Genomic DNA, 14065 nt, shown 5'->3' with positions numbered 1-14065 from the left:
GTAGTAAACAAACAACAACATGCTATTTGATCCTAATGAGCTCGAGTATTCGGCTGTTTACAAACTACTAACCGGCGCCATTATCCCAAGACCTATCGGATGGATTTCTTCCATTAGCGAAGAAGGCATCAACAACTTAGCGCCTTTCTCCTATTTCAATGCCGTTGGCGAAGATCCGCCTCACGTAATGTTTGCTACCGGAAGAGGCAACAACACCAATAAAGACACGCTAAACAATGTCTTAGCGACCAAGCAGTTCGTAGTAAATATGGTAACGGAAGAATTAGCAGAGCAAATGAATACCACCGCACAATCGGTTCCGTCTGAAGTGGACGAATTCGAATTAGCAGGTGTTACACCAATAGCATCTTTAAAAGTGAAACCCATGCGCGTCAAAGAAAGTCCAATTACTTTCGAATGCGAACTGGTACACCATTACTTCCTCGAAGACCATAAAAATGGTGGCGCATGTATCATTATCGGCAGAATCGTCATGATGCATTTTGACGATGAAGTGTTGTTAGACCATTACAAAATCAATTTAGAAACCTATAAACCCATCTCGAGATTAGCCGGTGCTAATTATGCCAAATTAGGAGAATTGTTCTCCATTAAAAGAGGCTAACTTTAGAACCTTAGAACCTCAGAGCCTTAGAACCTTTAAAAAGAATGAAAATAGCAGTTATAGGTGGCGGTCCGGGCGGACTTTACTTTTCCATACTAACCAAAAAAGCAATGCCTCATTGCCAAATCGACGTGTACGAACGCAACAAACCCGACGATAGTTTTGGTTTTGGCGTAGTGTTCTCCGATGAAACTCTGGGCGAATTCCTTAAACGCGACATGCAATCGTATGAGTTAATTCGAAGTAAATTTGCCTATTGGGATGACATCATCATAGCGCGTGACGGACAAGAAGTGAGCATCGCCGGAAATGGTTTTTGCGGTTGCTCGAGAAAGACTTTATTAAAATTATTACACCAACGTTGTCTCGAAGAAGGCGTCAATCTGCATTTCGAACAAAACATCGATGATATAAACCAATACCAAGATGCCGATATCATTCTGGCTTCTGATGGAATTGCCAGTGGTATCAGAACGCAATACGAAAAAGAATTCGGTACCAAAATCACGTTAAAGAAAAACCGCTTTGTATGGCTAGGTTCAACCAAACCGTTAAATGCCTTCACCTATTTCTTCAGAACTACACCACATGGCGTAATTGTTGCCCATTCCTATCAATACGAAGAAGGCATGAGTACCTGGATATTTGAATGCAGCGATGAAACCTGGCAAAAACACGGATTCGAAGTGACCAATGAAGAAGATACCATTGCCAAAATTGCTGAAATATTCAAAGCCGAACTCGACGGACATCCGCTGATTTCCAACAAATCACATTGGCGTCAGTTTCCGCATGTAACCAATGAAAAATGGTTTCACAAGAATATTGTTTTATTAGGCGATGCCAAAGCCACCGCGCACTACTCTATCGGTTCGGGAACCAAATTGGCTATGGATTCTGCCATAGGTTTATCCGATGCTGTAATTGCCAACCCGAACAATGTGCAAGCCGCATTCGAACAATACGAAAAAACCCGAAGAAACACGGTTGAAATGATTCAGTACGCTGCTCTAGTATCACTCGATTGGTTTGAAAATATGGATAGGAATAACCAACACCCGTTCTACCAGTTTGCCTTTGGCTGTATGACGCGTTCTAAAAAAGTAACGTTTGAAAACTTAAGACTAAGAGACAAATCTTTTACCGATAAAGTCCTTCAAGAGTTCAATGACAATAGCAATGACAATAGTCAAATTTTGCCTGCGGCGTTTACTAAGTTTAAACTACGCGATTTAGCATTGCAAAACCGAATCGTCATGTCGCCAATGGGACAATATTCTGCCCTTGACGGTAAAGTAACCGATTGGCATTTGGTGCATTACGGAAGTCGGGCCACCGGCGGTGTCGGACTAATCATTACCGAAATGACAGCCGTTTCAAAAACGGGACGCATCACTTTAGGTTGCGCCGGTATTTACACTCAGGAACAATTAGTTGACTGGAAAAAAATAACCAATTTCGTCCATCAAAACACCCAAACTAAAATCGGAATTCAGTTAGGCCATTCCGGCCGTAAAGGCGCTACGAAAAAACCTTGGGAAGGACAAAACGAACCGATTGATTTGCCTTGGGATTTACTTTCGGCTTCGCCAATAGCGTTCAATGACAAACTTCCTGTTCCAAGAGAGATGACTTTCGAAGACATGGATTTAATCGTTTCCCAATTTGTCCAAGCTACCAAAAATTCCAACCTTGCCGGATTTGACTTAATCGAATTACAAGCGCACCACGGATTCTTACTAGCCTCTTTCCTATCGCCTTTGACGAATGTTCGAACAGATGAATTTGGCGGAAGCATAGCAAACCGATTGAAGTTTCCCCTAAGGGTTTTCAACGAAATGCGAAATGCTTTTCCAAAACACAAACCCATGTCGGTTAGAATCTCCGCTTCCGATTGGGCACAAAACGGAATCACTGAAGAAGAAGTGATCACCATAGCCAACGCTTTCAAAAACGCCGGCGCCGATATCATCAACGTTTCTACCGGAAATACGGTAGCCAATCAGAAACCGCAAGTCGGCAGAATGTGGCAAACGCCTTTCGCAGATGCAGTTCGAAACACGGTTCACATTCCAACCATAACCACCGGTTATATTCAGGATATTGACCAAATCAACACCATTATTTTAAACGGTAGAGCTGATTTGGTGGCGCTGGGCCGACCGTTATTAGCAGATGCCAATTTCGTTCGCAACGCACAAGCCTATGAGCAATTTGAAGCTAATGATATACCCAACCAATACAAAGCCGGAAGTTCACATCTCTATCCGCTAAAAGCAGCTGAAAGAAAACAAACCGAAGGCATGAAAAAAGCCCTAAAACCTAAAAGTAATAAGAAAGAATAAACCTTAGAACCTTAGCGCCTCAGCGCCTTAGAACCTAAAAAATGAAACACTACGACGACAACTTTGCCCACCAACACTTGCCTAGCCCGGAGTTACAGCCCGACTATGTTTTTCTTGACTTACCGCAGTTCAACCGACCGGAAATGCTGAATTGTGTGGATGTACTTTTAGACAATCACATCAAAGAAGGTCGTGGAAACAATACCTGCATTCGCACTTTTGAAACCACTTGGACCTACCAAGATTTATACGAAAAAGCCAATCAGATTGCACATGTTTTAGTGGAAGATTTAGGATTAAAGTCAGGCAACCGAGTATTAATTCGCTCTGCCAACAACCCGATGATGGTAGCTTGTTGGTTTGCTATTTTAAAAGCCGGCGGTATTGTTGTGGCAACTATGCCTTTGTTGCGCGCCAAAGAATTGACAACCATTATAGATTGTGCCGAAATTAGTCATGCTATTTGCGACCATAGTTTGGCAGACGAAATGCATTTGGTCAAATCAGACTATTTACAAAGTGTTTGTTTCTATAGCAATTCACAGTTGAAAGAATTGATGGAAAACAAACCAACAACTTTCACCAATTACCACACCAAATCCGACAGCATCGCCTTAATCGGCTTTACTTCGGGCACAACCGGTTTACCCAAAATGACCGCGCATTTCCACAAAGACATCTTAAATATTTGCGAAGCGTTTCCGCAATATTCACTCCAACCAACAGCAGACGACATCTTTACCGGAAGTCCGCCACTCGGATTTACCTTTGGTTTAGGCGGATTAGTTTTATTCCCAATGTACTTCGGTGCTTCGACTTTCTTAATTGAAAAACCAAGTCCGGACATGCTTTTACAAGCGATTCAAGATTATAAAATTACCATTTGTTTTACGGCTCCAACGGCTTGGCGCATCATCACTACGAAAGTAGCCGATTTTGACATTTCAAGTTTGCGCAAATGTGTCTCAGCCGGAGAAACTTTACCATTAAAAGTCTGGCAAGATTGGCACGACGCCACCGGTTTAAAAATCATTGACGGCATCGGAGCAACCGAAATGTTGCATATCTTTATCTCATCCAATGAAGCCAATATGAAACCCGGTGCTACAGGAGTAGCAATTACCGGTTATGAAGCTAAAATTGTAGACAAAGAAGGAAATGATGTAGCTACCAACGAACCCGGAAGATTAGTCGTTCGAGGCATTACCGGTTGTAAATATTTGAACCGAATTGACAAACAAAAAGAATACGTCGAAAACGGTTGGAATGTCACCGGCGATATTTTCCGCCAAGATGAAGAAGGCTATTTTTGGTTTGTCGCTCGAGGCGATGATATGATTATTTCCTCGGGGTATAATATTGCGGCGATTGAAGTCGAAAGCGTGCTTTTGACCCATGAAGAAATTTTAGAATGTGCCGTAGTCGGTTTGCCCGATGAAGAACGAGGCATGCTGGTTTGCGCCCACATTGTATTAAAAGAACAAAGTAAAGCTACCGATAACATGAAGAACCATATTCAACACTGGTTCAAGGAAGTAGCCGCGCCATATAAATATCCAAGAGTGATTTATTTTACCGAAGCTTTACCTAAAACGGAGACCGGAAAAATACAGCGTTTTAAATTAAAATAGGCTTTTTAGAAAAAAAGAATAAAGAGAAAAGAAAATTGAAAAAATGAACAACTATTTTGCCAAAACAGAAAAAATACGTTTCAAACACGTCGATTACGCCGGAATTGTTTTCTATCCACGATTCCTGGAAATGCTCAATGACTTAGTCGAAGACTGGTTTGAAGAAGCACTCGACCGACCATTTTCCAAAATCCACGAAACCAATGGGATTCCAACCGTGGATTTGAAAGTACAGTTCAAAAAAGCGGCACGCTTAGGCGAAGTCTTAACCAAAAAACTTTGGGTAATCAAACTCGGCAGTGCCTCCGTAAATTGCGGTTTCCGTTTTGAAGACGAACAAGGTAACACTTGTTTGGAAGGCGAAGTGACCCTGGTCAACGTAGCTATCAACAACGGCAGAGACGCTATCAAAGCGGAACCGTTTAACGAGGAAATGAAGAAAAAGCTTTCCTCATTCATAATTTAAAATTCAAAATTTAAAATAATTTAGAATGGAATTCAAAAAATTCAAAGCCGCCACTGTACAAACATCACCCGTTTTTCTCAACGTAGAAAAAACGATTGAAAAGGTAATTTCCTTCGTCAAAGAAGCCAGCGATAATGGCGCCCAACTCATCGCTTTCCCCGAAGTATTCATTGCCGGTTATCCTTATTGGAACTGGATCATGACTCCGGTGCAAGGCAGCAAATGGTACGAGCAATTGTATAAAAACTCGGTTGCCATTACTGATGAAAGTATGCAACCGTTGTTCCAAACCGCGAAAGACCACAACATGCACATCGTCATCGGAATCAATGAACGCGGCGACAGTTATGGCGAAATTTACAATACCAATCTCATCATTGACAACAAAGGAAATCTTATCGGCAAACACAGAAAGCTTGTCCCAACATGGGCCGAAAAACTAACATGGACTTCCGGCGACGGTTCTTCGCTAAAAGTTTATGATACCGAAGTTGGTCCAATAGGAACGTTAGCTTGTGGTGAAAACACGAATACTTTAGCCCGTTTTACGTTGTTGTCTCAAGGCGAATTGGTACACATTGCCAACTACATTTCGCTACCCGTTGCGCCACCGGATTATGACATGGCAGAAGCGATTAAGATTCGGGCCGCAGCCCATTCTTTCGAGGGTAAATTATTCACGATTGTTTCGTGTTCCACCATTTCTCAAGAAATCAAAGATGCTCTACGCGAAGATGTACCGAATGTGGATGAATTGTTAACGCGTAAAAGCTCAGCCTTCTCAGGATTTATTGGTCCGAATGGCGCTGTAATTGGCGAACCGCTAATTGATAACGAAGGCATTATTTACGCCGATATCGATTTGGAAAAATGTATCCAACCTAAACAAATGCACGACATTCTGGGACATTACAACCGCTTTGATATTTTTGATTTAAGAGTCAATACCGCTCCAACGAGAAAGATTACCTTTGTAGATAATCACGAGGAGTTTAATAAAAAATAGTAGTAAGACTATGGAAACAAACAACTATTCAGACGACGTTATCGGTCGCGCCAGAGTACAAGACACACCCGAACTCGAAGCTTATTATAAAGAACTCGAAGCCCTTGGTGCCGGTGCACTTTGGACAGTAGCCAATGACATTGAACCATGGGAACCACGCGCCAATTCGGTTCCAATGCTTTGGAAATATCAAGATTTAAGAAGTCTGGTGTTAAAATCCTCCGAACTCGTAACGCCCGAACAAGCCGGAAGACGTGTAGTTTATTTGGTCAACGACAAAAGAAAAGACGTTTCAGCTGCTGTAGGTTGGTTATACACCGGTATCCAAGTGACTCGTCCGGGCGAAAGTACTTCGGCTCACCGACACCGCGCTTCTGCCCTACGCTTTATCATGGAAGGCAATAAAGGATACACGGTTGTTGATGGAAATAAAATCATGTTGGAAGTCAACGACTTTGTGATTACCCCAAACTCTGCCTGGCACGAACACGGAGTAGAAGCCGATGGTCAGACCTGTATCTGGCAAGATGGTTTAGATATTCCGTTGGTGAATGCTTTGGAAGCCAATGATTATGCAGTTTATGACGGAAAACAGCCTTTGACTTCAGCAGTCAATCATTCTCCTATGACCTTTGGTGGCGCAGGTTTAATTCCGGCTGATAAAACTTGGGACAAACCTTATTCTCCGTTGTTCAAATACTCTTGGAGTAAAGTATATCCAACACTTTTGGAAGTGGCTAAAGTCAATGAAATCAATTCGTTTGATGGTTTCTTAATGCAATATTCCAATCCGTTAACCGGAGGTCATGTGATGCAAACTATGGGTGCGGCCATGCAATTGTTACCGGCCGGTTTCAAAGGCAAAGCCCACAAACATACCGGTTCTTTTGTGTACCAATGTGCCAAAGGAAGTGGTTACACCATAATCAACGGCCAACGCTTTGATTGGAAAGAACGCGATATTTTCTGTGTACCGTCTTGGGCGTGGCACGAACACTACAACGCTTCCGATACCGAAGATGCGTGCTTGTTCAACTTCAACGATTTACCGGTAATAGAATCTTTGGGATTATTCCAAGGAAGAGTATATGAAGAAAACAACGGACATCAATTAATTACTAAATAAACCTCAGAACCTCAGCGCCTCAGCGCCTCAGTACCTTTAAAAAATGAAACTACTAACTTACCAAACCGCCGACACAGAACCCCGTTTAGGATTCCTCCACAACAACCAAGTTATCGATATGGAAGACTTTGGCGAAATATCCAATTTCCCGTTACCAAGCGACATGCTCGAATTGATTGATATGGGCATCGAATTGGTGGAAGAATTAAACGATATGGTCGCCGATACACCGGAAAATTTCTTTGAAGAAATAGCCTATTCCTTAGACGAAGTGACTATCCTCGCTCCTATTCAAAAACCGAGAAAGAACATCATCGGGATTGGTTTGAATTATACCGAACACGTAGCAGAAAGTGCTCGAACATTGGATACTACAGGAAAGCTTCCGCAGAAACCGATTATCTTTTCGAAACCGCCCACTACTGTTACCGGAACCAATACCGAAATCATTAAGAACACCAAACTGACTTCGCAATTGGATTGGGAAGTAGAATTGGCGGTAGTCATTGGCAAAAAAGGAAAATACGTTCCGAAAGCAGACGCATTGGATTATGTGTTTGGTTATACTGTCATTAATGATATTTCGGCACGTGATTGTAGAAGAGAAGGCCAATGGATTGTTTCTAAAGGACAAGATACTTTTGCACCAATGGGACCAATATTAGTAACCAAAGACGAAATCGAAAACCCACACAACCTCAACTTATCCTTAAAAGTAAACGGTGTGGAAAAACAAAACTCCAACACCCAATTTTTACTGTTCAACATCAATGATTTGATTGAAGATTTGAGTATCGTATTTACTTTAGAACCCGGCGATATCATTGCCACCGGAACTCCGTCAGGTGTTGGTGCAGGACGTGATCCGCAGGAATGGTTGTATGATGGCGATGTGATTGAAGCAACAGTGGAAGGCATTGGAACCATTGTGAATACTGTTAAGGAGATTTCTAAATAGCACTTAAATGCGTTAGATTTGATATTAAGAGGAGAATGTCCAGTGGACATTCGGTTTTAATTGCGTTAGGGATTGAAGTGGAAATCCTTTTTTGTAAAAAAAGATTGTAACGGAAAGCCCGACCCGATAGGGAAACGCCCAAGATAAAATAAACATGAAAAAGTATAGAATAGGACAAATAGTTCCATCCTCAAACGTGACGATGGAAACCGAAATACCGGCCATTTTCAGAGCCAGAGAAACCATACTGCCGGAGCGTTTTACGTTTCACAGCAGCCGCATGCGCATGAAAAAAGTGACCAAAGAAGAACTCGAAGCCATGGATGCGATGAGTTTGAAGTGCGCTCAGGAATTGTCGGATGCACATGTAGATGTAATGGGTTATGCGTGTTTGGTGGCGATTATGAGTATGGGACGTGGTTATCATTGTGTTTCGGAAGTCAATTTACACCAGGAAACGGTGGCCAATGATTTTCCAACACCTATCGTGACTTCTGCCGGCGCTTTGATTAACGGATTAAAAGTTTTGGGTGCCCAACAAATTTCGATTATCACGCCTTATATGCGTCCGCTGACCGATATGGTGGTAGATTATATCGAACACCAAGGCATTAAAGTGAAACAAAGTATTGCGCTTGAAATTCCGGACAACTTAGAAGTAGCCGCACAAAACCCTATGAACTTATTGGAAATTTACAAACAATTGGATTTAACTGATGTGGATGTTTTAGTAGCTTCAGCTTGTGTGCAAATGCCATCGTTAGAAGCCATTGATTTGATTCAGGCAGAATGTGGTATTCCGGTGACTTCTGCGGCGGTTTGTACGACATACGAAATGATGAAGAAAATCGGTATCGAAGCCAAATCAGCGATTGGTGGTGAATTATTGAATGGGAAATACTAAGTTGGTTTACGACATTTTCAGCCTAACAACAATTAACTTTAAAGTAACAACTCTTAATCGTATTTTTAGTAAGTTAGAGGTTTCCAAATAACAACATAAATAATTCTAGGTATGAAAAGAAGAGCAACTGCCGTTTGGAACGGCTCAGGTAAAGATGGTAAAGGACATTTAACCACGCAAAGTACAGTATTAAATCAGACACAATATTCCTTTGGTTCCCGCTTTGATGAAGGTATTGGTACCAATCCCGAAGAATTAGTAGGTGCAGCACATGCGGGCTGTTTCTCTATGAAATTGGCTTTCAACTTGCAAGCAGCCGGTTTCACGGCAACCGAATTAAAAACCGACGCAGAAATTGTTTTTGAAGACGGAACCATAGTAGCTTCTAACCTAACCTTAACAGCAAAAGTAGACGGAATTGACAATGCAAAGTTTGAAGAATTAGTAAAAGATGCTGAAGCCAATTGTCCGATTTCAAAGTTGTTGAATACTAAAATCAGCGTCAGCTATACGCTCAACGGATAATCGAAAAAAAAGCATACAATTTACACTACAAAGGCAAAGTTAAATCAGTGTTAAAGTGCTAATTTTAACATGGTTGCTTTCTGAAAAAAAGTAAATTTGAATATGATTTTGATTAATTACTTGAAGTTCTCTAAGAGAGAATTCGATAGTTGAATGCATCAAGTGGTGCAAGTTAATAATGATAAATCAAAATCATACAATTGAGGAGGTCTGAAAAGACCTCCTTTTTATTTTAAGTGATTTTAAAACTGAAAGTAAATAAACGAACTGCCGCTTTCTTGTGCCCAAATCAGCAATAATAACATCGCCGACCAAAACACACTCAACCATACCCATGACATTTTATAGGCCACATCTAATATTTTTGTGTTGCGTAAAAACCAATGACACAAGACTAATAAAGGAATAATGACAGCGACTTTCAAGATGGCCAAAGTAGTCAATAGTGGTTTACCGTCTACCATACCAAACATCGACTGAAGCATTCCCCATGACTTCCCAAAAGTATCCGCTCGGAAGAAAACCCAAGTAATATTGACTAGCATAAACGTCAACATCGCATAAGCAAAATTTGTTACCGTGTTGGCAGAAGTTGAAACATCACTTTGTACACCTCGGCGGTCTTTAAAAAACTTTTCCACCCAAAGGTACAATCCGTGTAAACCGCCCCAAACGACAAATGTCCAGTTGGCACCATGCCACAAACCGCCTAAAAGCATCGTCATCATTAAGGCAAAATACATTTTGGCTTTACCATTTTTACTACCGCCTAACGGAATGTATAAATAATCTCTTAACCAACTCGACAATGTAATGTGCCATCTTCGCCAAAAATCGGAGAAACCAATCGCTGCGTACGGATAATTAAAGTTCTGCGGCAAGATAAAACCGAGACACAAAGCTACACCTATCGCACAAGTAGAATAACCGGCAAAATCGAGAAATATTTGACCCGAAAAAGCTAAAACACCAATCCAAGCATCTAAACTCGGAAGCACATCACGGGAAGAAAATACTGCATCAGCCGCGGAAGCCAACATGCCATCGGCTAAAACCACTTTCATAAATAAGCCTAAAGTGAGCAACAATAATCCGTCCATCATTTGTTTTCTCGAAGCTATTCTCGGACTTTCAAATTGTGGCACTAATTGCGGCGGTCTTACGATTGGTCCGGCCACAAGATGCGGAAAGAAAGTGACAAACAAAGAGAAATCGAGTAATGATTTTACCGGTTTACTTTCCTTTTTATACATGTCAATGGTGTAACACAAAGTCGTAAAAGTATAGAACGAAATTCCGGCCGGCAGAATAATATTTGGCTTGGCCGGATTAAAATCAAAACCAATAAGATGTGTTAGCGAAACAAAATTGTCAAGTAAAAAAGTACCATATTTGAAGAAACAAAGCATCCCCAAGTTGCCAATCAAACTCACCACCAGCAACAACTTCTTCTTATGCGGATTTTCTTGGGTATAAAGGGCTCGACCCACATAAAAATCAATCACCGTTGACAACCATAACAACAAGATAAACGGCGGATTCCAGGCAGCATAAAAGATATAACTGGCCAGTAATAGATTAACTTTTTTAGTTTTCCATGACAACGGTAAATTGTGCAGGAACAATATCAGGATAAAAAAAGCGACGAATGTATAAGAATTGAATACCATAATAGCTCGGAATTAGTTAGTGGATTTGTTTTTCAAAAAGGCAAATCCTTTTTGCTGACTTAACAACTCAAAGAAATGTTTGGTAAAAATCACCGCGTCTGATTTTTTCAAATGCGAAAGTTCGGGACAGTCAAAGTTGGCTATCGCCGGATAATCCTTAAAGTGAATTCCGGGACTGTTGGTTTCTTTTAGCAATCGGTCCCAAAATTTATCTCTTGGGAAAGCCATACTTTCGCCTTGAAAATAAGGTCCGCTCGATGGGGTTCTCACAAAAACGACTTCACCGCCACGGGCTTTTATTTTATTGACCTGCTCAGCTACCGATTTAAAAATAGCATCGTAGGCCGCTTGAGGAGTTGGCGGTGCGCCTTTGGACAAACTAGCAAAGAAACCCCAAATATCAATTACTTTTTTACATTCTTTAGCATCGGCCACAAAGGAATCAGTCATATAAGCTTGACGGTCAAAAGTAGTTCTTCCAAAGTTCATCGGGAATATTGGCATCATAAAAACGCCTGGACGACTTTTCAATTCTAAGGCATCGAGTTGGGCATTGAGTGAATAATTGTTTTTGTCCAAAATAACCAACTGCGATTCCAAAACTTTATTGAGCTCAAAACCGACAATTTGTGCCGGAGTTCTGTCGTGAAAATATTTTATATTTTTTAACGGCAATTCGAGATTAGGCGGAGCATTCGAAAAAAATAAGCCTTCGGTAACATCGATAACCAATTTTCCTTTGAAGTTGGGATCATTCGCCAAATCTTCTAAAGCCGGTCTGGGACAACTGCCTTCGATGGCCAACTGAACGGCTTCAACCTTTGTTAAAGCATTCCAAGTAGAAATATCTAAATCGTATTTGATTCGGGACGAACCAATAAAAACCACCGCATTCTCTGCCGGTTGATTGGTTTTGGCTCTTTTGTCTGACCAAAGTGATGTTCCATCATCGTAATCAACTTTAACGCCTTGACTTCTAAAGTACAATTCATACCCAAGGACAACGCTGACTACTATAAACAAAGTTACTAAAGCCGACTTAAAAAGTGTTTTTTCGTTCATAAAGTTTAGATTGGTTGGTGTGTGGCTTTCTAAAATCCAATCAAGCGGGGAAAATGATTGTGGGTGATTTCAAAGCTATTTGTTTCAAATATAAGTATTTATGCATTCAACCCACAAAAGATTCCGTTTATTTATTAACGCTTTTCTTGTTAATAAGTTGTTTTTGAGATACAAAAAAACAGCCACTTTAAAGTTATAATGGCTGTTTTATTTTAAAATTATTCTGCCGTAACCGGGCTAATCGTATTAATCACTTTACAGATTTTATTCGCCGGAAAACCACCTTGACTGGCATGTTCCAGAATCATTTCTTCATTGGGCGCTATGTAAACACAGTAAATTTTATCATCGGTAACAAAACTTTCAATCCATTGAATTTCAGGTCCCATTTTAATTAAAACACCACATGAGGTTTGCGAAATTCCTTTAAGTTGGTCCGGTGTTAAATCACCCGCGCCCGGAATTTCTCTTTCAATTACAAATTTTGGCATAAGTATTCTATTTTTTAATCTCCTACTTATATGGCTTTTCGGTTTTGCCCCGTTGATTTGAGTGGTTTCTGGACTCCACTAGTCAAATTTGGGTAATGCAATTTAACTATAATTTTTCACAAAAATCAATTTAAATACTGTTAATCAACTATTTACACTTAAATTAAAAAAAGACCTCCTTTAGAATATCTTTGGTATATTTGAGTAACTCAAATGAGAAGCGCGCTATGGCAAACAACAATCGTCTTCAAAAACAACTCGAACTAACCCACGAACAAACTTCTCCTTTGTTTCGCATCATGTTTACCCAAAACAGTCATGATCCCAACAGAAGGCATTTTGAAAACAACATCTGTGCGTTTCATATCGGGAAGGGGTACATTTTGTCTGTTGCACATAATTTAAAACCGGAAGCCAAGATTTTCAAGTCGATTGATGAAAGTATTTTTGCCAATGCCATCATACCCTATTTAAATGAAGCTCAAAAACAGTTATTTGAAAACTGTTTTCTATTAGACGCTACCCTTCAAAAAAGGCATTGGAACAGCAACAACCCAAGCGATTACCAATTTGCCATTGAGGCCTTAAAGCAAATTAATTTTGATACGCGTTGGGTCACATTTTTAGAGAAAAAGATTTGCCAAGCCCATTTGATTATTCAATTCAAAGACGATAGTTTTTATACTAAACCGGGACTTTCACCCCATTTTACTGCTACAAACTACTTTGCAGAACCGGCCATTAACAGGCATACTTATTTAATTGAAGTTGAATTGGTTGAAGCATTCTACAGTGATGATATTGCGTTGTATAGAATTGTCAATACGCCAGAGGAAATTATCGCCACTATACCAAGTATTGCCATTGACTATTCCATTTTAAGCGATGAGCAAGCGCATTATTATTGCCTGCAAAGTTCGCCTACGAGTGAAGTAGGTAAATTACTCAACAAAGCCCAAATAGAGGGATTCACAGAACATTTTGCTATTTTTCAAGAACGTGTTGGCGGCAATTATATTTTAGAAGGGTTGCGTTATTTGATTAAAGGCTATTTCAGATTTGGTTCTTCTGGCGCTCCTTATTTGGTTTATGATGCCCAAAGCAATGAATTCAAAGTCAATGCCATTCAAAGTGAAGCCTGTCCGATTCAATTGTCAATTGATAACAAACGAGAAGGAAATTTCCAATATGTCAATGCGATTGCGACACCCTTGAACAACATCAAAGAAAAATTGCAGTATTATTTAAACCAATAA

General features: G+C 40.4%; 13 protein-coding genes. 10 read left to right on the top strand and 3 right to left on the bottom strand.

Features of this window, described 5'->3' with window-relative positions; translation table 11 throughout:
• Positions 1-19: 19 nt before the first annotated feature.
• The 9 genes from ICG50_RS12260 to ICG50_RS12220 all read left to right on the top strand — a co-directional run bounded on the left by ICG50_RS12260 (position 20) and on the right by ICG50_RS12220 (position 9586).
• Positions 20-625, top strand: a complete 606-nt coding sequence (locus ICG50_RS12260) for a flavin reductase family protein (protein ID WP_187661193.1) — start codon at positions 20-22, stop codon at positions 623-625.
• Between the two features lie 44 nt (positions 626-669).
• Positions 670-2970: an oxidoreductase gene (locus ICG50_RS12255; protein ID WP_187661192.1), complete on the top strand. Its 2301-nt coding sequence runs from the start codon at positions 670-672 to the stop codon at positions 2968-2970.
• Positions 2971-3011: 41 nt separating this feature from the next.
• Positions 3012-4601 carry an AMP-binding protein gene (locus ICG50_RS12250; protein ID WP_187661191.1) on the top strand — a complete coding sequence of 530 codons (1590 nt, stop codon included), beginning with the start codon at positions 3012-3014 and terminating at the stop codon, positions 4599-4601.
• A 43-nt stretch (positions 4602-4644) separates the two neighbouring features.
• Positions 4645-5067, top strand: a complete 423-nt coding sequence (locus ICG50_RS12245; protein ID WP_187661190.1) for an acyl-CoA thioesterase — start codon at positions 4645-4647, stop codon at positions 5065-5067.
• A gap of 25 nt (positions 5068-5092) precedes the next feature.
• The gene (locus ICG50_RS12240; RefSeq protein WP_187661189.1) at positions 5093-6073 is read left to right on the top strand and encodes a carbon-nitrogen hydrolase family protein; all 981 of its coding nucleotides are present in this window, start codon (positions 5093-5095) and stop codon (positions 6071-6073) included.
• 10 nt (positions 6074-6083) lie between these two features.
• A complete protein-coding gene (locus ICG50_RS12235; RefSeq protein ID WP_187661188.1) occupies positions 6084-7199 on the top strand; it encodes a cupin domain-containing protein in 1116 nt (371 codons plus the stop codon).
• 43 nt (positions 7200-7242) lie between these two features.
• The gene (locus ICG50_RS12230; protein ID WP_187661187.1) at positions 7243-8157 is read left to right on the top strand and encodes a fumarylacetoacetate hydrolase family protein; all 915 of its coding nucleotides are present in this window, start codon (positions 7243-7245) and stop codon (positions 8155-8157) included.
• 154 nt (positions 8158-8311) lie between these two features.
• Complete coding sequence (locus ICG50_RS12225; RefSeq protein ID WP_281384531.1) at positions 8312-9061, top strand: maleate cis-trans isomerase family protein; 750 nt, start codon at positions 8312-8314, stop codon at positions 9059-9061.
• Between the two features lie 111 nt (positions 9062-9172).
• Complete coding sequence (locus ICG50_RS12220; protein ID WP_187661186.1) at positions 9173-9586, top strand: OsmC family protein; 414 nt, start codon at positions 9173-9175, stop codon at positions 9584-9586.
• A 242-nt stretch (positions 9587-9828) separates the two neighbouring features.
• On the opposite strand, the gene ICG50_RS12215 is transcribed toward ICG50_RS12220, so the two are convergent.
• From ICG50_RS12215 to ICG50_RS12205, 3 genes are all read right to left on the bottom strand, one after another.
• The gene (locus ICG50_RS12215) at positions 9829-11256 is read right to left on the bottom strand and encodes an MBOAT family O-acyltransferase (protein ID WP_187661185.1); all 1428 of its coding nucleotides are present in this window, start codon (positions 11254-11256) and stop codon (positions 9829-9831) included.
• A 12-nt stretch (positions 11257-11268) separates the two neighbouring features.
• Entirely contained in the window at positions 11269-12318 is a 1050-nt protein-coding gene (locus tag ICG50_RS12210) for a hypothetical protein (protein ID WP_187661184.1), read from the bottom strand.
• A gap of 218 nt (positions 12319-12536) precedes the next feature.
• Complete coding sequence (locus tag ICG50_RS12205; protein ID WP_187661183.1) at positions 12537-12809, bottom strand: DUF4242 domain-containing protein; 273 nt, start codon at positions 12807-12809, stop codon at positions 12537-12539.
• Between the two features lie 227 nt (positions 12810-13036).
• Between ICG50_RS12205 and ICG50_RS12200 the strand changes: the two genes are divergently transcribed.
• Positions 13037-14065, top strand: coding sequence for a hypothetical protein (locus tag ICG50_RS12200; protein WP_187661182.1), 1029 nt, complete (start codon positions 13037-13039; stop codon positions 14063-14065).

It is taken from the genome of Flavobacterium buctense (assembly GCF_014486695.1).
GTDB lineage: Bacteria > Bacteroidota > Bacteroidia > Flavobacteriales > Flavobacteriaceae > Flavobacterium > Flavobacterium buctense.
The sequence above is the reverse complement of the archived record's forward strand: the minus strand, read 5'-3'. Positions and strand labels throughout refer to the sequence as shown.